Below are 23442 nucleotides of genomic sequence, written 5' to 3' on the forward strand. Positions count from 1 at the left end.
CCATAGGTAGCCACTGTGAAGTGTCCTTAGAAATAAGAAGTGGCTACCCAAGGCAGTGTATCGTTCACGCTATTGCAACGGAACATACACGTCAGTTTGCCACTGGTCTTGCGGCGTCTCGGGAAAGAGGCTCAGGTAATGGAAGAACAGTGGCTGGTCACGCAGTTCCTCTCCACTGGCAGGAAGCCAATCGCGGTAAATCGGATAGATCGTTTCGCCGATGTGATCCGGTGACCCCACATGTCGCACCACGGCGCAGCGCCCGCCTGGAATCACGGTCTCCCGCACCCCGAACTCATTTGGCGCCACGGCCTCGTGAATTTCGCCGCAGATTGCGAAGCGAAATGCTTGCGCAGGTGTCGTATCGGGGTTGCCAAAGGGAATGCCGAAGCTGCGACTCGAAGCTACCGGCGACTGTCCGCTTTGCTTGCGCCACTCGATGAACTTGCGCACGCTCTCATTGAGAAGCCCGGCGGGCCCGCAATGTTCAAATGCCGCGACCCTGACTTCAGGGAATTGCACGACTCGTATCTGCATCATGATCGTCCTGGAAAAATGAGGGATTGCGAACACCGTATTCCAGACCTGCCAGTTCGGCTCTTTTCTGAAAGCACTCGGCGACATACCGAACGCCCGGCTGAACGCCCTGCAAAATGCCTCCGGACTTTCGAAGGCAGCACCCAGTGCTGCCTCCAGTACCGAGTGCTCCGCGACGGTTGCCAGGCGATGCGCCGCGCGTCGTAATCGCATCAGTTGCACATAACGTGAAACAGGCACACCTACGAACGCGCTGAATTGCCGATGGAAGTGAAATGCCGAAAAGTTCGCCACACGGCTCAACGTATTCACCGACAGATCACCTTCGAGATTCTCATCAATGTAGGTGAGGACGGCGTTGAAGCGTTTTGTGTAAGCGACGTTGGTCGACATGTCGGGCACTGGGTAAATGCTCCTGGAGGTACGGTCGGCGATAGAGTCGACTATAGCAACGTGAACGTGCCTAGCCGCGTTTGCTCAATGCACGGATCGGATTGACTCATGTAGCTCAACGCAGCTCAAAGGTCGAGCATGTCAATTCAGCAAGGCTGAGCGAGGCATTGCGAGGGTGCTTGTCCGAATCTTTCCAGTGCTTGCGCGAGGTGGCATAGAGGGAGGCAGGGTGGGAAGGTCGTTGGTTTGGCTGGATTACGGTAATGGCGGCAAAGTTCGGTTTTCAGGTACAGGTGACAGCTAGTGATAAACAGGAAAACACACACTGTTTAACAAGTGGGCGATGTCAGATGTTCATAAGAAGCGCACGGGCCTCGAAACTGCTCACGCAGCGCTCGATAAATTGAGTCGATTGTTCATCGATTGATGTTCATAGAATCAGTTTCCCCACCCGTTTAGCCTCGCTGCCCCAACCTCTGACGGTCCCAATATTCCGCGGCATTGATCGCTGGGGGCACTTCGGAGAAGGAGGTTTGCACCCGAACGGTGTAATTCCCCTATTACGAGCAGTGCTTCAGGGGGCAGGGCTGCCGGGCGAACTGTACAGCAGCCATTCCTTGCGTCGGGGCTTTGCTACATGGGCTACCAGCAGTGGGTGGGACCTCAAGGCACTGATGCAGTATTTCGCGTGGCGCGATGGTCAATCGACCTTGCGTTATGTAGAAAGTAAGGGAGTATTTCCAGGGCAGCTGAACCCCTCGAAGCTCGTTCTCAGCGCAAATAGTCCTGCCAGCATCGTTGCAGTGACAAACAACGTTTGCGTTCTAGCGTGCCGCCTTGGCAACCCATATGCTTGGCCTCAGGCCGATAGTCATTAGGTGAGGAGCAGTAATGCAGGAAATTCGGTTCTACCGCGCAAACGAAAAGCCTTATGGGGCCTTAAGCAACCTGTATAAGCGCGAAGTGTTGTTTGAGGATGTCGTGTATCCCACCTCCGAGCACGCTTACCAAGCGGGCAAGCCTCGCAAGGAAGCCGTGCGGGATTGGATCCTTGCGGCTCCATCGCCAGCGCTAGTGGCAATGGCTGCTCACGGTCTTTACTGGTGGGACATTCGCCCGGGCTGGTCGAAAGTTAAATTTGAGCGCATGCGAGCCATTCTCCTGGCCAAGTTCACTCAGCATGAGGATCTGAAAGCGCTCCTGCTTTCTACCGGTGAGGCCCGGCTCGTCGAGTCGGCCACTGTTGATAACGAGGTCAACAGGACTTGGGGCGAGGTCAATGGCAAGGGCAAGAATATGCTCGGCGTGCTGCTGATGGAGGTTCGCGAAGAGCTTCGCAAGGCAGAAGCAAAGCCCGTCAGAGCTGCTAAAAAGCCGCCGAAAGCTGCTGTGACAGTCGACTAGATCAGCGGGCCTGACAGCACACTTCAAGTAGGTCCGTGCTACTGACCGCGATGGTGTGTGTCTTCTGCCAGGCAAGCTTCCCGAGTTGCGAGGCTGTCGCTGTTTCGCTTGCCTGATTGTCACGGCCAGTGCACAGCTGCTGGGCGAACGAAAGAATCTCGTCGGGTGTAAGAACCCCCAGCAACCCTCTAGCGCCACGGGTGAGGCAGTTCATTGAGGAAAGCGCCTGACCAAACGCCAGCGCGTGTTCCAGCTCGCTTTCCTCGAGGTCATTCCAGGCGTGCACGCGATTTTGCTGTAGGGAGTACACCAATCCAGCGGTGCACCAGTCACCTGCGCCGGCAGTGTCTTCAATCTCCGGCAGGCGAAAGGCTGACAGATGGCGCCATGAGCCGCCGGAGGCTGGACTGCGGAAACGCAGGCCGCGTGGGCCTAGAGTCTGGATTTCAACCAGAATGGAGCTGGGGAGTGGTCGCGAAAACGAATGGAAGCGCTCATCCGCGTATTTGATGATGTGGACGTTCTGCAGAATTGCGGAAAAAAGATCTTCATCGTCGCCGGCAGCAGAGGGCTCGAAGACGACCAAGGCTCCAGATTCATAATAGGACTTGGCTAGCTCATAACCTGCCTTGGTAGGCCGATCGAGATAGAACACATCGGTCTTTGATTGCCCCTGCAGAGCTTTGTTGACGATGCGGTCGTCACACTCGACTACGGGGTAATGCTTCTTGCCACAGCAGGGGCAGCTGAAGCTAAAGCGGTGTGTCGAAGAGCTACCGCTTTGAGGCGCTAACTGATGCTGGTAGATCACGTTCGTGCGTTGGGAGCTGGAGAAATCCACGAATCGGAGATCTGCCCCAATGGCTTGAAGCTCATTGCAGAGTCTTTCGCCGGCAGGGTCCTGGCCAAAGCTTGCAACAGGCGTAGCGGCCCAACCCAGGGATCCCAGGATGGACAAAACGTTACCTGTCGACCCACCTAGTGCAGAACCCAAGCGGCGAGAGTCCGCTCCTAAAATCACGTCCAAGGCAAAGAGCCCGGTACCGACAATTCGATTCTGCTGCCACATACATCCTCCTCCCCATCCTGGGGAACCCTTACAGATGGCGTAACCAAGCGTGCCACATGCGGTCTGGCATCTCTGTTGAGACCGGCGGGACTATTTGCTGTTCACACCTATATCCCATAGTCTCCGAGTATACCACTGGAAGATCAAGCGCTATGGCCGCAAAAAGCATGCCCAGGCTGCCCATCTTGCTGCCGCTGGGCGACAAAATGGTACGTGGCGGTGTTTTTTGGAAGCCATCCAGAGCCACTTCTCGACCACAGTGAATGCGCCTGATCGTCTCGAACACATCCGTCGGATCTGACTCGTGTGCATAGATGATGTCCAGCAGGTTCACGTCCCAATCTGAAAGAATCAGGTCATGAAATTCGCGCAGAAGTTCATCGCCACGGCGAGGATTCACTGCGGGGAAGGGGAGAATGGGGGCAACCTCATCTGGGCGTTCCTTACGAAAAATGCGCTCCAGTGAGTCATGGTTGTTCTCGGAAAGCTGGGGGATCCAAAGCTTGATCGCGTCTTTGACCTTATCGGTGTCCATATCTGCCTGGAAGCCATGCATGTACTGCGGCGAGTCGGTGTACATGGCAGTGGTCTTCAGCGGAGAGGCGACACGATCAGCGATCACTACATGAGCGCTGGTCTTACTCTCGTATGCTTGCTTCACCAAGGGGAAACACACGCCCCGGGACATGGTGGTCGCATCCACAATCACGTCGGTATAGCCGCTTGCCAGCCATTTATCAAAGGTCGAGGCGGCATTCCTGCCGGCTGTACTAGCTGTGTCATCCGCGATAATAGGGATTGATTCGAAGCTGAGCTTGTGCTGGCTCAGCATTTTCATCAGCTCCTGCCTATTTTGCTCTGCAGACTGCTCAAGGACCGGCGAAACCTCCGGGCGCTCTTCGATCAAGAAGAGAAAGTCAAAACACTCCAGATCGCAGATCATCCTCGGGAAGTACAGGCACGCGTCGTTGAAGCCCAGCGTACCCACAAAAAGCGCTTTTTTGGGCAGACTGAAGTAGCCGTTGAAAAACGCGTTACACTCCTCGGTGTCCTTGTGAGTAATTAAATTCATAATGCTTACTCCTTAAGCAGCGACTGCAGGCCAGAGAGAGTGTCCTCAATGAAGCCACCGCGGCGCAGGGTCAAACCATAGGCGATGCTCGGAATAGCTCCGATCTCCAGGAGGCACCAAACCCGCCCTTTGCATTTGTATTGTGGGACGAACACCAAGGCCTTATAGGCAAACGCAAAGTGAAGAACACGGGTAAGGCGCTCAGACCGAGCGAGCACCTTGTCCATTTCTTCCTGAGGAATACCAATGGCATTGGCGCCATGGTCGAGGGGGGCGTTGGGCAGTAGCGTCCGATCCAAACAGCGCTTCGCCATGCCGGCCAGAAGGTCTTTGACCAAAGCGTGATAAGGGAAGTCCCATTCGTCCATGATCTTCAGTGAGAGCTTTCGTAAAGCATCATGTTGAAGCTTGGCTGAAAGCTCTGGCTTCCTGTTTCTAACGACACGGACAATCAGCTCGTCGATGAGGGATCCAGACAGGCGAATGAACTGCTCAATGTTGTTGTTACTAGCCTCTGCGAGTTTGTCCATGCCGAAGTAATACGGCCGACCAAACTCATGGAACAACTGCAAGCGAGCACCCTCGAGCAGAGCAGGGCTGACGGTGCGATCACCTGTCAGCGGTTCATCTGTTGGATCGTCATCCAGCAGGCCAAGCTGAGGGGTCTTATTCCATTCGCGCCTGAGTAGAATCCGGAGGGCTGCTAGAGCCTCGTCAGGTTGGGTTGTCTCTGGAATTCGAGCACGTAATGAGTCGATTACCGTTTTAGAAAGCCTCGACTCCTGCTGGAACTCCACCACGCTCTTGCGCAGCTGCTCAAGCTGAGACGCAGTCAAAGACACGTTGTTGTGATCAAGAATATTAGGGAGTGTCTTGATCGAACGGCGGGATAGCTCATTTATGCCGTTGAGATACCGACTGCTGATATCTCGAGCGACAACCAAAAAACGCTTGGCGCTGCGGTTGCTTGGTTGCATCAACCTAAGAATGTAGTCTCGTCCACCTGTTGTGCCTGGTCGTTGCTCGCCATCTTCTATCACCTCCTTGGCCATCGCATCTCGATAATCCTCAGGAGATACGACATCCGGACGGCACATCACCCAGCGGCCGATATTGATGTTGCGGCGCTTCAGCCAGTCTCGTAGCTGAGCAAATTGGAGAGGGTGCAGTTCGTGGGCATCGTCGACGATGGCCATCGGCAGTAGATCGACATACTCACCCGGCGTGCCAACAATCCAGTTCCTCACCCTGATTCGCTCTATGTATTCAAAGACGTCATATGATTCATTGATGATTTCTGCCAGGTCCTGCTCGCTGGGCGCTACAAGTGCAGTGATCACTTTGAATACCGCGAGCTCGATTCTCCGCGCGTATTCTCGAAAATCACTGGGCGAATCGGCCTTAAGGACTTGACGCGCGGACTCTGAATCGCTGCCTGTAACAATCTCGATTTGCTCGATGTCTAGCTCTTCGACAGTCTCAAGCTGTCGGAACCAACCCAAAACCGCCTTGGACTGCACATAAGCACGGAGCAATGTCGCCCGGATGGATTCTGAATACGGAAGATCCCAGATGCTGCGAAAGTTTGTGGTCATCGGTAAGCGATAAGCCAACAGGGACGGCGTCCCATCCTTCAGGATGCTGAGTTGCGTAAGCGCTACAGCTAGCTCCTTGTTGATCTCAACTGGGTCACGAGCGAGTGTTGCCAGGGAGTCAAATTCGATGACTCGGGCGATCGTGGTTTTGCCGCATCCTGGTGTTCCCACAACGATGCTGAGTTTTTCCAGCAACTCAACGCCATCAAGCGAGAAGAACTCAAGTAGCGGAGTGTGGCTAACCAGGGGTAGCAAAGTACTGGGTTCTGCCACGTACTCAGTGGCGCGCTTCTTAAACGGATTATCCATTGGTCGAGTGCCGTTTGCGTCGAGCGAATAGGGGTTTCATTTTGTGCTGCTCAGTAAATTCACTCCCGGTTGAGTCAGCCCAGAGCAAGGCAATTGAATTATTCGGTGTGTTGTGTTCGAGCACCAAAGGCAAACCGCAATCGCTATAGCCAAACCATATGTTGTCCCCAACATGGTTATCTTGAATGCCTTTGTTGTAGTGGCATTTGATGAGGTCGATCAGCTCTGGCGGGAGAGTTTGATCATCAACCACAATGCTTTGCGGGAGCACGTAAGAAAATGTGGCGTTGTAGCTGAACTCCGGATGGTCTCCACCGAACCGTGCTAGCCGATCATTGATCGCCTGCTCAGCCTGGAACGATGCCAAGTGGTGGTGCGCATAGAGGCGGCATTTTTCCGCAAGAATGTCGCCGATCTTTTCGCGATTGACATCATAGAACTTACTTATTTTGCCTTTCCAGATCTGATCTTCATCGTCAAACCGGAGCAGGGAGTCGCCCGAGCCTGAAAAGTCGTCCACTAGGCATACTGCTTCAAACGAAGCAGGTTCGTCTTGATAGTCGTACTTGTCCAACCACTCTCTGAGTTCCTTGATAAGGCTCTTCCATTTCTGGCTGGACATTTCGCTGAAGGGAACGACTTGCTCGTTGGAAATCTTGCCCTCGTTGTAGCGACGGAAGACATCGATACGCGCACCATCGCTTAACCCTACAAAGAGTGTTCGACGTCGAAGAAGGCAAAGTCGCCGACCAGCGGCCGGATCAGTCCACGTTTCGTAGAACTGAACGCCTAACTCCTTCGCAATTTGCTTGCGCATGAGTCTGTCTAGCTCCGGCATCATCAGACTCACCAAGTGATGCATCTCGCGCTGCGTGATGTAGACCAGACGCTCTTTGATAATGCTGAACGCGACACGCCTTTGTGCGACGTCCTGAAATTGGCTTAACCAATTCAGTAGGGCGACATGGAAGCGCGAGGCCGGCTGAAACCCCTGATAGCCATCGTACTTGTGGGTGATCATCAACTGAAGTGCAGAGAACTCTTCCGTTGCCTCCTCGTCACTCCAGTCCAGCTGTTCAGCTAACAACCTCAGGGCAATTTTACTCTTCAAGTAACACCTTCCTTGGAGATTAGAAACGAAGCCAAAATCCTTCGTCAGTTTTCTGCAAGTAATCCAGATACTGTTGGGTCGCACCGGCTTGGCTCGAACCTGGGGAGGCGAAATTCCAGCAGGAGGTCAACGATGCAGACACACGGTCAGCGCTTAGGCTGCAGCCTTGGCTCAACAAGTCGTAGTCGTTCCCTTCCTCATCACCACTATCCCCAAGACGTAAAACCTGGGTAAGTGGGTCGAAGCCAAATTTCTCCCCAATCGCCTTTACCACTTTATTCTTGCTCGTGTCGCCATCCAAGACATCGATCGAGTGACCTGAGCAAAACACTTTCCAGTTTCCGAGCCCTTCTGCATTGAGGCGGGTGCGTAAAGCCAGACGCAGTTTTCTAGACTCTTCTGGGCTGGAAACCGTGATGGTCAATTGCCCACCCCTGGATTTTTTAGAATTTTCCAGCCGGGGGTAGTACGCGGTGGTCTTGAGCCAGCCTAAAAGATCTTCGAACACCGGGTTGGGGGGCGGATGCTCGACCTCTGCATCAAGGGGTTGAATCAACGAGCCGCCGTAATAACCGACCCATATCGCTTTGTGATACTCCGGCGGTAATGCCTTAACAAGATCCTTGCGCAAGGATCCGCCCCTACCCGAGGCGATCGAGAAGATCAGGCCATTATCGATAAGCTGAAGAATCCGCTTTGCAATGTGCGGGCACATGCCGCTGTAGCGGTCTTCTGCATTGCATAAAGTACCGTCGAAATCACTGATGATCGCCTTGTAGACGGCGGCCTGCAGCTTACCCTCATAGACTTTTGCCGCATTCTCGGCTGTGTCCATTTCGTCTGCTGAGACGTTGCGATGATCGAACTTTCGCCGAGCCGCCAGCGAATATCGATTTTCTGATTGACCCCAACCGCGAAAGTGCTGGCTGCTATCCAGTCGATAAATCTCCCGGCCAAAGGTTGGAACCGTTGGCTGCCCGGGGTCCCGACCCACTGCACTGGCGATCGTCTCGGTTAGGAGTGTTGCCATCACCAGCCCGGCGACCACCAATTCATTTGGTTCCTCACCAGGAATCTCAAGTTTGAAGGTCAATACATTCGATGGGAAAAGCCCCAGGGTCGCTTCCGCCAGATCCTTGGAATCCCGGCTGAAAGCAGCAATGACTGCGGTGCCGGCGGCGCCATCTGCCAGTTGCAGGTGTCGACCATGAGCGAACTGCCGGTAATCGGCAATTTCAACCTTGGCGACTGCGGACTCGGAGAGTTTGGATTCCAGGTCGATGGCAAAAGACTTGGTCATCGGGTCGTGAAGAACGATGAAGTTTCGCCCACCCATCGTCTTCATCGTGGTGTTCGCACGCCACTGATTGCGGTACTGGAGCAAAACCTCCGCATCGAACAGCTGCGCAAGAAACTCGCTTCCTGTGCCTTCAGGAAAGAGAGCCCTGTGTAGCAACAAAACGGTCGCGATCAGGCTATTCGTTGCCAAGTAGCCGTCTTTCCTCCATGGCATCTCATAAGAAAAAATTCGTGTTGCCCGGTTCTCTATAGCGCGCCTGGTGAGCGGATTGTCTTTCGTAAGCGTTAGCGCCGCACAAGTCATATCAGACTGCATCGCGTAGGTCGCTGCAGCCAGAACATCTGGATTGCGCCCCTCGGCTGAAAGCAGCATGACCTTTGAGGTAGGAGTGAACCTAGCCTTGGCCGACAGTTCCATTGGGGTCAGTGCACGGGTAGGGGAGCCATGCGCGATTTCCCTCAACTCAGCGGCTGCGAACGCTGCTGAGTAAGAGCCGCCAGATCCGATGAAACATGCATATTCACCGGTCCATCTACTCAAGTACCGATGGAGTCGTAACACATCCTGCTGTGTTGCCCACGAATAGGTAGCATGAATAGCATCCAACTCCGCATGATATGGTTTTCCCACCTGCAACTCCTTCCTTGCTCGTTGATCATGCCGCACGTAGTGGCACCTTGCCTTTCTTTAGGCGTTTGAGCAATGGCATTATTGAGCAAGCATTTCAACAATGATCAGATTCTGGAAGTCATAATGCTTGCAGGCTTCTAGCGTACTCTCTCTTACCTTGCCAATGGCCTCAAGCTGCCACTTGAAACTATTGGAGCGCGATTCAGCCAGTTCCAAGGCTAGAGGCCACGCTGAAAACCTGGAGCCGGCGCTGTGCCTCAAGGCCAGCGCCATCCGGTGTGCCTTAGGCGCTCTGCAATGGCCGTTATCTCGCTGCGCCCCCAAAATGCGCTCACTACTGTCATTGAGAGGGTTCAGCTGTGAAGGCCTAACCGCTGCATTGTACTTTTTTGATGAGCACGCGATGACTGCGCAGCACCGACACTTCGAGGCGGAACACGAACAGTTCCGGGAAAGCTTGAGACGCTACCTGGAGCGCAGGTTGTTCCTCACCAGAACGCATGGGAAGAAACTAGGATCGTGCCGCTAGAAGCCTGGTTAGGTATGGGGACACAGCAATTCCAAGGCGCGCCTGCAATGGGATGTCATTGGAGTGCTGCGCACTCGTAAAATGACTGGCGACCTGTTCCAACATGGCTAGGCGATCCTTGAAACCGTGGATTATGTCCTTTTGAATCGCAGCGTAGAAAGTCGGCCAATCCACCGTCATCACTAGCGACTCAACCTCGGGCTTGGAGGCAGGGCCCCCTCCATAGGTACCCTCAACTTTTTCCCTGAGCCGCGCCTTGATTTTCCAGATCCTGCGGTGGCTTTCAGCGTCCTCCTGGACAATGCTCCTGCCTCCGTAGCTCTCAATGATCTCTAAAACATCATGCAGTAGTTCAGGCGCACCGTCCTTATAGGTGAGGAGGGTGGTCAACTCCGTGTTTTTGTTGATTGCTCCTGCCGTGAGGTTCGCACTGCCAATCAAGACCTCCCAACTGTCGTCTGTCCAGAAAGCAAACACTTTGGGGTGGCCCCCCCCGAGGTTGCAGAACGAATCTGACTTGGTCGAACTCTACAAATTCATCAAGAACATCGGGGTGGGTCTGGTAGAAATGTGTGCCTATCACTCCGGTAGCTATCTTGGACTTTGCCTTCACCAACGCTGTGAACACGTCCGTTCCGGTAGACGCCCATGCGGTGCCGAAGCTGATATGGTCGTAACTGTTGATCAGTCTCAGCAGATTGGATTTGAGTGCTGTGTTGGTGGAGATCAGTTTCACTGGGCGGTATTCCGATATGGAGACTGAGGCTATTGATTATTCAGCCGAACGTGGATGTGAGTGATTTCCCCATCCGGTATTTCTTTTATTTCGATGTAGTCCTGAGCACGTACAAGCGCCCCCAGCTTGGCGAAGCCATAGTTCCGGGCATCGAAAGAGGTATGATTTTTGGAGATGTAGCCACCTACTGCTCCCAGCGGCGCCCAGCCGTGATCTCGAGCCTTTTCTTCAATGGCTTGGCTGAGGATCTCTTTAAGGTCAGGGAGGTTATCCATGGCCAACGGTGCTTCATCTTGGGCAGGTTTTTTCAACACTTCGAAGAAAATGAATTTGTCGCAGGCGCCGATGAATGCCTCCGGCGTTTTGCGTTCGCCGAGCCCGTAGACTTTCTTGCCCGCCTCCCGCAGCCGGGTTGCCAGGCGCGTGAAATCACTGTCGCTTGAGACGATGCAGAACCCATCCACGTTGCCGGCATACAGCAGATCCATGGCGTCGATGATGAAGGCTGAGTCGGTGGAGTTTTTTCCTTGGGTGTATGCGAACTGCTGCATTGGTTGGATGGCGTGCTTGTGCAGATGGTTCTTCCAGCCAACCAAGTTTTGAGTTGTCCAGTCGCCGTAAGCACGTTTGATCGTAGCGGTACCGTATTTCGCTACTTCCTCCAGGAGCTCTTTGACGACGGACGAGCTCGCGTTATCAGCATCGATGAGTACGGCGAGACGAAGAGAGTCAGGTAAGGCCAAGGTGATTTCCTTTTCGAATGATGGCTTGTTGCCAGATATTAGATGCAGAATCGCCGAGGCGTCTACTTAGATCTTGCCGTCTCTTTGGCGGATACCTCGGAGTTGAAGTCCTACTGAACAAAAACGTCTAGACTAAGCGGCATCAAAGGAGCACAAGATCAGGGGGCACTGAAATGGATGAGTCAAACCAGCTGAAAATCAGCCTCGATCAGCTAACTCGTGTCGAATTTGCCATTGACGACAAAGTGGCAAAGTCTTTGTTCATTCGATTTCCCCGCGAACGGCGTGGCTTGGAACTGGCCGCAACTCTCCTTGCAAACATCAACGCGGACAGAGATAAACTCGATGTTGTGCTGGGTCTTCAACAGGTACTCATCTTCAAAATTGCAGAATGTGACATCCGTATTGCTCGCCTTCAGAAAGCCCAGCAACGCATCCCACGCATCTTGGCAAAGCCAGAGTTTCGATCGGGCGGCCAAGCGATCAAGGCTCGCTCCAGCATGCTCAAGAGACTCCGAAAGGGCATCATGGGGAGGATTAAGGAAGTCCGTCATCTAGCCTTTTTATGGCGATGCTTCGGTGATGGGATCGCCTCCGTGTATCAGAGCCAGCACGCCCTAAGGCACCTATTGTACGACGATCAGTACGCGGTCAAGCCGACTGCCGGTGCTCTCTATGGTAAGGAGGGTTTCGGGCACGAATATGCAATGCTCCAGAAAGGGATAGGGATGGGTGTTCCCGTCGTCATGTCCGATTTGACCAATATCATTCGACACGGCGACCTCTGCGCGCTAGCAGGCCCGGATCCATTCCCCCTAGAGCTGAAATCATCAAGGCTCACAGGGAGCAGGGTTGCCAGACAGGCTGAGCAATTAAATCTGATTACCAACTTCTATAAAAAAGACGAGGCCAAAGACTTCCGGGGAATGAAGCGAGTCATTCGCACAGAGGGTGTCATTGATGAGGTTGATCACAGAGAGTTCCTCAACGTAGGTATGCACCAGGCGTTAGTTTCTGGATTCTGGAGTGAGTCACCTGAGCCGGGGCTCCGCTATATCTGTTACCACACGGCCTTGGAAGAAAATCCAGAACGGGTCATGAAAGAGATCGACATTTGGAGTACGCCCTCAACATGGGTGATGCCATTGGGGCCCGATATCTCCTGGCTTCCAGCATACCCATTCACGTTGTCCATGCTGCCGCAGAACGCAGTCTTATTCATGCAGGAAGCCATCGCGGTTGTTGTCCTGACCGATCTGGAAATCACCAAACGGTTATTCAGAGACCAAGGGGTTCACTGCGTCTGGCTCATGGATGGCACCCACGCTATGCAAATCTGCGTCGATCCGAACGATCTTATGAAGGGCGCCTATAGAATTAGTGAGTGCTTGTTTCAGCGTGTCTCCACCGAGTTTTTGTCGATTTCATGGTTTGTAAGGGAGCGATCCCGCATATTTAATATTGATCAACTGGCAGAGGTCGAACTTAGCGACCTTGATCCGGGTGAAATAATTTCCGAGCCGATACCGGGTTGGGCGGAGGCTCGTGATTTTTACGGGTAGAAAAACGCTTCCGGAAAAGGACAGTATCAGCAAAACCGAGCGTGTGGCGGATATGGTTTGTCCCTGAGCTGGTGGCTCACGGCACCTTCCAAAGCCTCAATTCTGAGGCTCAGAGATCTCTAGGGAAGCGGACCTGTTCAAACGGTAAAACTTTTCACTTCAAAGAAGTTGTCATAGTCGATTGCTTGGAAAGGGATGGGGCACTTGATATGGGCAGCCATCGCACTTGACATTATAAGCACCTTGGCAAAAGGCCCATTATCCTTATTGCTGTTGAGAGAGCCAACGGCAAGGTAGAGTATGGCCTTTACGATATTAAACAGGTCGCAAGGTCTAGTATTCTGAAAGGGATTTTAATGGCGCTGGGGCAGTTCTTGGCAGAATAATTATTGACACAGTTATGTTCTGGAGCTGTTGTTTATCCCCGGCGCGCTCTATTATGCATACCGAGACGTCTTAAGATTCCAGGGGTACTGCGCCGGACGATATTGGTAAATGACCTGGCAGCCCATGGTATCGTTGTCCGATAGCTAGTACTGTGATCGTTAGTCGTTCCGTACTCATGGGCCACGCTCATTTTTAATCGTGGGACATCACCCTGGATCGCAAGGGAGCAGGGCGCTTCCGGAGCCTGATCGAGTTCACCAGTGCTATTACATAGTCCAGCCTGTGAGCCCGATCGTGTGGGTTTGAGAAAGCGCTACGCTGGGCTGTAGACGGTTGTGGTGCCAATCCTAGCTAGTGCTCAATAAGAATTCAAAGTACCGTCCTTTTCGATGCACTTTACAGCAAGCCAGCGTATGACTGGAGAAATCCTTCTTAGTGATTGGGATTCAGCAGTGTAAGGCTCGAACGTTGGCGTTAGTTGCCCTTTACGGGTCTTCTTTGAATGTACTACTGCGCATCGAATTTCGTAAAGCCAGCGAGCTAGGTCTTTACCTGCGCCTGCGGTGGCATCATACTTACTAATTTTGATGCCTGAAGATGTTGGCAGGTCAGATTTGATGAAGGTGTTTTCTTCAACGCCTAGGCTCCCAATGAATCCGATGATTTCCTGATCTGTGAGTAGCAGTTTCACTACGCATTCTAACTGGAGTTTTTCTGAACGAGCATCTTCTCCAAGGATACGAGGGGCTTCTTCAAAATAGTATTCCAGTACGTTGTAGAACCCCACAAAGCTCTTAAGTGCGTTTAATTCATGCAAGCCTGAAAAGTAGTGTGACAGCATGACGGGGTTGTGGAACTTTGTCGCAACAATACGCTCAACTGGGAGAGAGTGGTCACCGCGCCAACCTAAGGAAGCCGATTTTGCCTGCTCAGATATTTGACTAAGGGATATATTGGCAAGCGCCATGGCTGAGTCATAGTCAAGTAAGCTCAATTCAGGTTTTACCACCCTCATTTTCCCCATGCAACCATCGCGGCCGGCGCTCGGCATTATTATTGCCATTACCTTTTTCTCTAGCACGCCAGTAACTTTATCTATGTAGCTGTACAAGCAATCTTTAATGTAATTTCGCCCTATGTCCCAATCTTGAAGGTCCACCGAATCCTCTGGATTAATAGCTTCGATAGAGTGCACAGCCTCGTCATTTAAAACGTCTGCAACAAAAACTTTTGTCAGTCCGCGATCTGCAAGTAAGTAGTGGTCGTGCGCATCATCCTGCCAGAATTTGCCTTCTAAAACCTTAAAGCTCATGCGAGATTCAGGGTGATTTTTGCTATATTCGAAGAGGTAATTGTCAATCAGGAATTCTATTTTCTCATCAGATAATACGTCTTGTTCAGTCTCAAATCGAACCTTGGCAACGGAGTCTAAGTGATCCAAATAATAAAATGCTTGTGCGGTAAGAGCGGGCTCACCATGTACGACGGGGTGAATGATTGCAGGAGTAGTCAGCCCTGTGCATACAACGACCTTGCTTAGCCCAATTCCGTTTTCAAGTTGAAGTAATCTATTAATAGCCACAAATGAGTCCTCAGGAGATACCTATCTAGGCCTGCACGGTATTTTGCCAGGCCCAACGTAGCGATTATCCGTTTCAGTTAAGAGCGCGCACCTGACTGATTGGCCGTGCCTAGTTTACAACCTAGGTATGAGCATCATTTGGAGGGTTGAGCGATGTTAAGAGTCTTTAATCGATTACTAAGCTCTACATCGCTTAGCGTACTCCATCCATCTGCAGGACGATTGCAGAGGTAATCGGCACCATCTGTGACCTCAACCGTACCCCTGCTAGTTAGTTCTGTATTAAATGCCAAGAACTTCTCGCACCCAGCATGCAACCTATTATGCCTTAATCCAGATAGAATTTTATTTTTATACTCTGCGTTGCATCGAGGGCCAAAAATCACTCCTTTGATAGTTGTGTAATCGTGATGAAAAACCCTTTGCATTGGTGACTCTGGGACTTCCTCCCTCATAGCCAGAAAGCGTGGATGATCAGTTTTGGTAATTAGGAGTCTAGATTCCTCTTCGTAGTCCCAAAATGAATTTTTCTGGATAAGTGAAAAGATTTTTGCCGCTACGCCATCCATAGCGCTTTTAAGGATCGGGATAGCTTTCTCAGAGTCCAGATAGCTTACTGGCAGGAGTTTATGCGCTTCCCATTTCTTTGAGCTTGGATGAGCCTGAAGATCAATTTTTCCATCGTGATCGTCATAAATTAGTGCGCACCCTTTAAAACCATCTGCGTAATGAGCCCACATCTTCGGCTCAAGCGCCTGCTTGGAAAATGAAACACTATAAAATGTGTTATTATGCCCACCACTCAGCAAAGCCGTTAAGGTTAATATGCAGATTTTAGCACGTGCTTCATCCGAATTTTCTTGAATGAATGCAAATTTTGAGTTTTTATCGCCGCCCTGCCAAAGAGCGGAAATAAAGATTTTAGCGAGCTCACTCTCTTTTGCTCTTATAACTTCCAAGATTGATGCGGTTGACTTGAAGCTCACATCCTTGAAAAGGCTTGCCAGTTGGGTAATAAGTTTTAAATCCCGAACATCAACATGATGGCTCATGTTCCAAGCGTCGTCAGCTTGCGGGCGCTGTAAAAGTTTGGACCAGAGCTCTATATCATCTTCGAAATAGTAAACGCCCATAAGATCATTGGGGTCATTCAGCTCATGGCTTGCGGAAAAGTACAATTCGTTATAGCGAATTGCGCTCTCTAGGCGAGCGCCAAGCCTGAAATATTTAAATACGGCCATATTCAAATCCTTTGAAAACACATGTGCAAGCTTTGTAGCGAAGAATCATTATGCCATCATAGGTTATGATTGTCTTCTGACCACCGCTTTGGGAATCCTACCTTAGGTTCAGGGAATGGGACTGTTGGTAAGTACAGCGCCTAGTCAGCGAAGCCCAGATGGCCAATGATAGGTACAATTGCGTATCGATCAGTCATGAATACTCGGGAAGTTCCTGTGGGGCGTTTCACCCTCAAAGAATGGCCCCGTTGGCCTGTTTAGAGCAGTGCGGATTTCTAATTGACCAAGGAAGGCCGAATGGAGTACATCGAAATGCATGGCGACAATCGGTGCGATTGGAACTACCTGCGGAGTTGACGTATCCATTTACTTCCTGTCTTGAATAAGGTGTCGGGCTGGTCAGAGCAAGTGATCAACAGGTTGCGGAGCGTCTCGAGCCTGCATGGCCGCGAACAGCTCGTCGAGGAGTTGGAGCCGATGGGCTTTGGTCTGCGATGATACTTGCCCCCCATACACACCTGCGGAGGCATGCGGATCGGCAGGCTCCCATCGAAAGCAATCCCCAGCTAATCAGCTTGCAAATCAATATGCCACCAGCGCATCTTCAAGTCGCTAGTTTGTGCTCTAACCATGCGTGCGGGGGGATATGGCGGTAGTTTTCTTTCTACCTTGGGCATCAGTCTCCGAGGAGCTTCGGATCGCAGACATGCGCCTGACCCCTTACGAAAGGGGACAGCGTCCCGGTGAGCTGTTGGGCATCCCGCAGGCAGCTTTCGACGGTGTCCTTGGGAACTACGGCGACCGGGGATTCGGCTCCCAGCCCTCCCTGCCGATCCATCAAGCGACGCTCATCATCTGGGACGATGACATACTAGGTCTGGACGCAGCGGATGACCAGCTGCAGCAGAGATTGGTTCAGGGCTCCTATTTCGCATTCTCCGCATTGGCTGGCCGGACGCTGTGCTCATCGTCTGGTTACTACAACGCGGACACACTCCAGATCGTGGCGCAGCGATTTGATGTCGGTTCACCGACTCACTCCTGTATCACCACTCGCCGGCGTGACGGCGGAACGCAGAACATGTTGGCAGGGAGTGCGGGGCTTAAATTCATTCGGCCGTACCACGTCGACAACCGCGCGCGCATTTCGCTCGACATTCCACTGTTGGAAGCACTGCTCAGGCTACCTGACGGAGAATTGAAGCAACGCGTCGATGGAGCGATCGTGGCTTTCCTCAGAGCCAACACCGATGCACCGTCCATGGATGAGCGATCGGAGCTAATTCTGATGAGGGTTGCAATGGACACGCTGCTGGGCGTTCCTCATGACAAGGCCGCCTTCCGCAGGGCCGTCAACGAACACTTCGACGAGCTCCCGAGCCCGCCGATTTGGCATAAGGGGCATTTGGACGAGTCCTGGTGGCGCAAACACTGGGACAGCAACGTCAGTCGTCCGGTCGACGCCTGGGTTCATGATTTCAGTGCTGCTCGTAACGCCGCTGCTCATGGCCCCATCAATGGTCAGAAGGGAAGCATCTGGCCTCGCCATAATCACCTCATTTTCTCTACCTGGCTGTTGCCCCTGATCGTCAAGAAACTGCTCGCCCAAGCAGGGCTTTACGAGTTCACTGCCGAGGACAAGGTCGCACGGGCCGGCTTTGAAGTATTCCTGGCCCACGATCTGCTGGCGTTCACCGACAACGATGAGAACAAAGTTTGGTGGCAAATAGCTGAGTCCGAGCTGTTTTTACCGCTCTTCGCGGAGTGGTTGCGCCGGGCCTGTGAGCCAAGCGACTGAGATTGGCGCGGTATGACCTGTGCGATCTGTCACACAAGTTCTGATGTCGCGACTTTGCTTGAGGCGGAAAACTATACAGCTGCTACCAAAGGCTGGCTTTTGCTCACTTTCAGCCGGTCAGGTAGAAATCGGCCGAATCGTGTAGCTCACACAGGCTTTTCATGGCATATAGCTAGCGCATCCAGGGATGGGGTGGCGCCAGTCAGATTTGCTCTGGACGAGATCGCTCCCTGCAATAAACCAAGATGGGAGCAGCTCTGTGTACCTTTCTGCTTTGAGGATCGAGAATTTCCGCCAGTTCGGCCATGCCAATCGTGCACTGGATATCCAGTTCAATGAAGGGGTGACTGCTCTCGTTGGTGAAAATGATGCCGGTAAAACCGCCGTAATCGATGCAATCCGTTACGTTTTGCAAACCCGGGATGCGGAATATCTTCGCCTGCAGATTGAGGACTTTCACATCGCAAACGATGGCTCACAGGCGGAGACCATCACCCTAAGATGTACCTTGGAAGGACTGAGTCTTCCTGAACTCGGTGCTTTTGCTGAGTACGTGACCTACAAAGATCGCGTGGGGCGGCTGTACGTTCACTGGTCAGCCCGCCGCGTTGTCGCCTCTGCCTCAACCCGCAAATGGGTCGATATCTCGGTTCGTTCGGGTGCAAATGGAGAAGGCCCGTCTCTGGACATGGGTGTACGGCAACTGCTGGCCACCGCATACCTGAAACCGCTGCGCGACGCAGAGCGAGAGATGTCCCCGGGCAGAAACTCCCGGCTGTCCCAGGTACTGAGTAGTTTCCCCAATATTGACGCCGGCAGTTCATTCGACCTCGCGGCGCTTCCGGCTGACCTCGCTGACGCTGAAGCTCTCAGCATTGCCGGCATGGGCGATTTTCTTCGCCATCTGGTGAACAGCCACGCCACCATTGTCTCCGCCCAGAAGGAGATCAACGACAAGTACCTACGCCCGCTATCGCTCGCTGGCCAGCCCCTGACGAGCCGCATCGGTTTCGGGGAGGCCGGAACGGATCCCGCCAAGCTCAAGCAGATCCTGGAGCGCCTGGAGTTGGGGCTGTTGGATCACGCCACAGGTGAAGCCCGTGGTGTTTACGGGCTGGGCTCGAACAATGTGCTGTTCATGGCCTGCGAACTACTGCTGCTGGGTAAGGAGCCTGACGGACTTCCGTTGCTCCTCATCGAAGAGCCAGAAGCGCATCTGCACCCGCAGCGTCAGCTCCAATTGATGGAGTTTCTTGAGGCCGCGGCCCAGCCATCTACAGGCTTGAGGCCAGTTCAAGTCATCCTGACCACGCACAGCCCCAACCTGAGTTCGAAAATCCCCTTGCAGAACCTGGTGCTAATGCAGCGGCAACAGGCCTTCTCGCTCGCAGAGGAACAGACCTGCTTGGCAGCTGATGATTATCGCTTTCTCAGTCGTTTCCTAGACGTGACCAAGGCGGGCCTGTTTTTCGCCAAGGGCTTGCTCGTCGTAGAAGGCGATGCGGAAGCCATTCTGCTGCCTTCGCTTGCGCGACGGCTGGGCAGGGATCTCACCAAACACGGCGTATCGATCATCAACGTAGGCGGTGTGGGGCTGCGGCGTTACTCAAAGATCCTGCAGCGCAAGGATACTTCCAAGGGCGAGATCACCGTGCCCACGGCATGTATCACCGACATGGACGTGATGCCGGACTGCGCGCCCGAGATTCGGGGCCTAAAGGGGGTGAAGGGTACAGAGTGGCCAGACATCGCCAAACGGCGCTGGCGCGCCATGAAAGACTTTGGATCCACCCCTGCGGATGTTGAAAAGGGCCTCAATGAACATCGCGAAAAGCGCGCCGAAAGTGATGGGCAATGTGTGCGAACGTTCGTGGCCGACCACTGGACGCTCGAATACGACCTGGCGTTCAATGGGCTCTCGAAGGAAGTCCATCATGCCGCGTTCTTGGCCATCCATGAGGAGAAGATCGATGGCGGCACGGAAACCAAGGCCAGCCTGCTGAAGAAAGCGCAGACAGCATTCAATAAGATCCAGGCCTCCCATGCCACCGAGGAAGCCCGTTGCTCAGCGATCTACAAGCTGTTCAACAGGGGGTCAAAAGCAATCGCGGCCCAGCACCTGATCGACTTTATTGACCAGCGCTTCGATGACCACACCCTGGACGCCACCAAGCTGCGGGGCCTGCTGCCCACCTATGTTGTCCACGCGATTGAATATGCGACCAGGGGCTCTGCCTTGACCGCCACCGGTCCGGTTCACCCGACGATGCTACCCGCCGCGCCAACCCCAGGGGCTGCGGATCCGCTGGAAGAGGGCGCCAAATGACGCTCAGCCAACTGGTTGCCCCCATTACCGACGCCGATGTGGACTGGGTCATCGAGTTGATGGGGCTGGAGGCGCTGGACGAGCCCCGTCGCAACTTCTTGAAGTCCATGGACACCCTGGACGTGGCGGCGTGTCCCGGTAGTGGGAAGACGACCCTAGTCGTCGCGAAGCTCGCCATCCTAGCCCGTCACTGGAATAGCCGCATCCAGGGGATCTGCGTGCTCTCGCACACCAATGCCGCACGGGAGGAGATAGAGAAGCGCCTCGGCGGCACGGAAGTGGGGCAGCGGCTGCTGCGCTTTCCTCACTACATCGACACCATCCATGGCTTCACCGGCCGATTCCTGGCCTCGCCTTGGTTACGCTCGAAAGGAATTGCACTGCAGGCCGTTGACGATGAGGCCACCCATAAAGCACGCTGAAGGGAACTGACGTACCGCGAACATTTAGGTGCACAAGCCGCCTTCGAGAAAAAATTCAAAAGCCTTCACAGCTTGCGGATCCGGTCTGCCGAATTCGACCAGCCGCTCGGTGAAGAGGACATTGGGTTTGCACCACATACGGCGACCTACAAGAGTGTGGTGAAATCGCTCAGTGGCGCAGCCAAGGCCGGCTACTTCTGCTTCGACGAGTTGTTCGTTCTGGGCCACGCCTTACTCGATCAGGAGGAGGGAGTGGGTGCCGCATTACGCCTGCGCTTCCCATGCGTCCTGATCGATGAGATGCAGGACACTCAGCCTGACCAGGCTGGCGTGCTTCAGCGGGTTTTCCCCCACGATGATCCGGACGTTAGGGTCATTCGCGTCGGCGATCCAAACCAGGAAATCTTCGAAAAAAAGACGCCGTTGCTAGATCCCTTTCCCGATCAGGGGCGTCAGTTGGAGATTGCCAGCAGCTTCCGCTTTGATCAGGCCATTGCATCGATTGCCAACCCATTTGCCTATGTCCCCATCACAAATGGTTTGATAGGCCTTCGTGCCCCGCGTGCCCCAGACACTGTCCCTAACACGATCATCGTTTTCCCAGACAAGGATGCGACCGGGGTGCTGGACGAATTCGGCAAGCTGGTGCTGAAACATTTACCAGCGGATACGCGCAAGGCTGGTGTGTTCGCCGTCGGCGCCGTGCACCGGCTTGAGAACTTCAAAGCGAACCAGTACCCAAAGGCCCTGGAGCATTACTGGCCAGCCTATCGGTCTGATACGACCAAGTCTTCGTTCAAGCCCCGCACGTTCGCGGAAGGCGCCCATATCGCCCGGCGTTATGCGATGAAGGAGCCCACAGCGTATTCGGCCGTTGAACTGCTGGCCTCGTGCCTGATCAACCTCGGCGAGTTGGCGTTTCCAAACAGCTCAGTGCGACTGAGAGGCCGACACAAAACCTCAGTGGAGGAAAAGCTCACGACTAGGATCAAAACCTTCGCCCAGTACCGCGAGTGTCTCCAGCAGATCCTGTTCGTATCGTCTGAAATCACGCAGCAGGATTGGATCGCGGTCATATCCCCGAAACTCTTGCTGCTGGCAGCCGTGCTCTATGACTCCGAGGGTGTGACGGTTGACCTCCCGGGCCGCCAATACCTTGTCTGGGAGTCTGCCCCAGCAGCCACTGAGGTCGGAGAGAGCGGAGGATCCCTGGTCAACACCTACCGATTCCAGGATGGGGCCGACGGCGTCGATATCCGGATGTCATCTATCCATTCGGAAAAGGGTAAGACCCACGCTGCGACGTTGATTCTGGAGACTTTCCGGAACAGCCACTTCATTCAGAAGCTCATGCCGTGTCTTGAGGGAAAAAAAGCAGGTACCAAACGTCCCCAAGAGAGCACTAAGAAGGACATGATGCTGATGTACGTGGGGATGACCCGGCCGATTCATATGCTGTGCCTGGCCATACGTCAGAGCTCACTGGGGGAGGGAGCCGCAGGCGAAAAGCGGCGGGCAGCGCTCAAGAATGCCGGGTGGTCGATTTTAGAGCTGACTGCTTAAAACCATGTGTCCAAGCACGGCTGATTGCTAACCCTGGGGGCAAGGGCGCAGGTATTCGACAACCGGGCTTTGCAGATCCCTCTAGAGGATAGAACTCAAGTGCCTCAAGGGCTACGGATGAAACACTTTGGGTGATTGATGCAGATGTCAACTTCTTGCATCAAACCGTGACCGTCACGCATCATGTGGTATAGCGATCTCAGGAGATTCGCCATGCGAGCTGAAATTCTTCGTGGCTCTGGATACTCAGCGTACCGTGTGCGCCTTGAAACCTTGCTAGATATTTCTGTCTTGGCCAGTGATATGGATATTCACAACTGTATTACACAGGGTTTTCCTGCAGCCCGACTGGTGAAGTTGACTGAAGACGGAACGGTGTCGCAGATCGAACGCGACCAAATTATCCGACCGCGAACGCTAAAGAGTCGCATCAACCGCGATCAGCTCCTGACAGTTGAGGAGAGTGATCGCTTCTTTCGCGTCGCGCATATCCACGCTATGGCCGATGCGGTGTTTGGTGAGTACGACAAAGCCAAGCTTTGGCTCTCAAAGCCCAAGGTGCGATTCGACGGCCTGGCTCCAGTGCAGATGCTGAATAGTCAGCAAGGCACAAGCCAGGTTGAAGATATGCTGCTGCAACTCGCAGAGGGCTTCATGCTGTGACCCTACAATCAGGTCAGCGGGTGGAGGCATCTAAGTAAGGCCTGCCTGGTTGGATGGCTAAAGCGGTAGGGCGTGGAATGGTAGCCGAGTAACCCATACCGTAATGTATAGTCGTTAGAAACCTGTGCCAGCTTGTCCTAGGGCAACTCAGCTGATCATGCCGTAATCTGTAGTCGATGACCTGGCTAGGTAGATTTATGAGTGTTCCTCAGCGGTGCCATTATCGACTCGACATCCAGCCCGCTAAGTAGGCAATTGTGCGCTATTGCCGAAAGGGCTTCAAAAAGCTGGTCTCGCTGTCTCACCAGAACTGCATTTTCCGTCTTAAGACTTGCAATACGCTCCTCAAGGCTCCTGCGTCGACGGGCACCGTCTGGGTCTCTCCCGCTTTCCCTCAGTTGTGCGATTCGCGCAGACTCGATTCTGCTTCCACGGTCACCTCCTAGCGTAGCTCGGCTTGTCAGGCCCAG

The 23442-nt window shown here is 53.5% G+C and carries 17 protein-coding genes; 8 read left to right on the top strand and 9 right to left on the bottom strand.

Going from position 1 to position 23442, the window contains the following annotated elements:
- Positions 1-69: 69 nt before the first annotated feature.
- On the bottom strand, positions 70-930 hold the full coding sequence (locus tag BLP99_RS15670) for an AraC family transcriptional regulator (protein WP_371128603.1): 861 nt from the start codon (positions 928-930) through the stop codon (positions 70-72).
- A gap of 569 nt (positions 931-1499) precedes the next feature.
- On the opposite strand from BLP99_RS15670, the gene BLP99_RS26885 reads away from it, so the two are divergent.
- Positions 1500-1808: a tyrosine-type recombinase/integrase gene (locus tag BLP99_RS26885; protein ID WP_371128606.1), complete on the top strand. Its 309-nt coding sequence runs from the start codon at positions 1500-1502 to the stop codon at positions 1806-1808.
- Between the two features lie 13 nt (positions 1809-1821).
- Entirely contained in the window at positions 1822-2334 is a 513-nt protein-coding gene (locus tag BLP99_RS15680; RefSeq protein ID WP_092180803.1) for an NADAR family protein, read from the top strand.
- 1 nt (position 2335) lies between these two features.
- On the opposite strand, the gene BLP99_RS15685 is transcribed toward BLP99_RS15680, so the two are convergent.
- From BLP99_RS15685 to BLP99_RS15720, 6 genes are all read right to left on the bottom strand, one after another.
- On the bottom strand, positions 2336-3403 hold the full coding sequence (locus BLP99_RS15685; protein ID WP_092180806.1) for a PfkB family carbohydrate kinase: 1068 nt from the start codon (positions 3401-3403) through the stop codon (positions 2336-2338).
- A 28-nt stretch (positions 3404-3431) separates the two neighbouring features.
- Positions 3432-4475, bottom strand: a complete 1044-nt coding sequence (locus BLP99_RS15690; protein WP_092180809.1) for a hypothetical protein — start codon at positions 4473-4475, stop codon at positions 3432-3434.
- Positions 4476-4480: 5 nt separating this feature from the next.
- Entirely contained in the window at positions 4481-6379 is a 1899-nt protein-coding gene (locus BLP99_RS15695) for a hypothetical protein (protein WP_092180812.1), read from the bottom strand.
- Complete coding sequence (locus BLP99_RS15700; RefSeq protein ID WP_092180815.1) at positions 6372-7490, bottom strand: phosphoribosyltransferase-like protein; 1119 nt, start codon at positions 7488-7490, stop codon at positions 6372-6374. Before BLP99_RS15700 ends, BLP99_RS15695 begins: the two co-directional genes overlap by 8 nt.
- Positions 7491-7509: 19 nt before the next feature.
- The gene (locus BLP99_RS15705; RefSeq protein WP_176776510.1) at positions 7510-9207 is read right to left on the bottom strand and encodes an HAD hydrolase family protein; all 1698 of its coding nucleotides are present in this window, start codon (positions 9205-9207) and stop codon (positions 7510-7512) included.
- Between the two features lie 1507 nt (positions 9208-10714).
- Positions 10715-11428, bottom strand: coding sequence for an NYN domain-containing protein (locus BLP99_RS15720; RefSeq protein ID WP_007987547.1), 714 nt, complete (start codon positions 11426-11428; stop codon positions 10715-10717).
- 173 nt (positions 11429-11601) lie between these two features.
- On the opposite strand from BLP99_RS15720, the gene BLP99_RS15725 reads away from it, so the two are divergent.
- Positions 11602-12990 (top strand): hypothetical protein, encoded by a 1389-nt coding sequence (locus tag BLP99_RS15725; RefSeq protein ID WP_092180827.1) that lies wholly within the window; start codon positions 11602-11604, stop codon positions 12988-12990.
- A gap of 745 nt (positions 12991-13735) precedes the next feature.
- Here the strand turns inward: BLP99_RS15725 and BLP99_RS15730 are convergent.
- Both BLP99_RS15730 and BLP99_RS15735 read right to left on the bottom strand, forming a co-directional pair.
- A complete protein-coding gene (locus BLP99_RS15730; protein ID WP_092180830.1) occupies positions 13736-14959 on the bottom strand; it encodes a hypothetical protein in 1224 nt (407 codons plus the stop codon).
- Positions 14960-15093: 134 nt separating this feature from the next.
- On the bottom strand, positions 15094-16200 hold the full coding sequence (locus BLP99_RS15735) for a DUF2971 domain-containing protein (RefSeq protein WP_092180833.1): 1107 nt from the start codon (positions 16198-16200) through the stop codon (positions 15094-15096).
- A 706-nt stretch (positions 16201-16906) separates the two neighbouring features.
- On the opposite strand from BLP99_RS15735, the gene BLP99_RS15745 reads away from it, so the two are divergent.
- The 5 genes from BLP99_RS15745 to BLP99_RS15760 all read left to right on the top strand — a co-directional run bounded on the left by BLP99_RS15745 (position 16907) and on the right by BLP99_RS15760 (position 22972).
- On the top strand, positions 16907-17998 hold the full coding sequence (locus tag BLP99_RS15745; RefSeq protein WP_256327863.1) for a hypothetical protein: 1092 nt from the start codon (positions 16907-16909) through the stop codon (positions 17996-17998).
- 259 nt (positions 17999-18257) lie between these two features.
- Positions 18258-20324: an ATP-dependent nuclease gene (locus tag BLP99_RS15750; protein WP_256327864.1), complete on the top strand. Its 2067-nt coding sequence runs from the start codon at positions 18258-18260 to the stop codon at positions 20322-20324.
- Positions 20321-20746, top strand: a complete 426-nt coding sequence (locus BLP99_RS26630) for a UvrD-helicase domain-containing protein (protein ID WP_256327865.1) — start codon at positions 20321-20323, stop codon at positions 20744-20746. The genes BLP99_RS15750 and BLP99_RS26630 overlap by 4 nt, the downstream gene beginning before the upstream one ends.
- A 72-nt stretch (positions 20747-20818) precedes the next feature.
- Positions 20819-22309 (top strand): UvrD-helicase domain-containing protein, encoded by a 1491-nt coding sequence (locus tag BLP99_RS15755; protein ID WP_256327866.1) that lies wholly within the window; start codon positions 20819-20821, stop codon positions 22307-22309.
- Between the two features lie 213 nt (positions 22310-22522).
- Positions 22523-22972 (top strand): antitoxin Xre/MbcA/ParS toxin-binding domain-containing protein, encoded by a 450-nt coding sequence (locus tag BLP99_RS15760; protein WP_092180841.1) that lies wholly within the window; start codon positions 22523-22525, stop codon positions 22970-22972.
- Positions 22973-23442 lie beyond the last annotated feature (470 nt).

It is taken from the genome of Pseudomonas sp. NFACC32-1 (genome assembly GCF_900101215.1).
Classification (GTDB): Bacteria; Pseudomonadota; Gammaproteobacteria; order Pseudomonadales; family Pseudomonadaceae; genus Aquipseudomonas.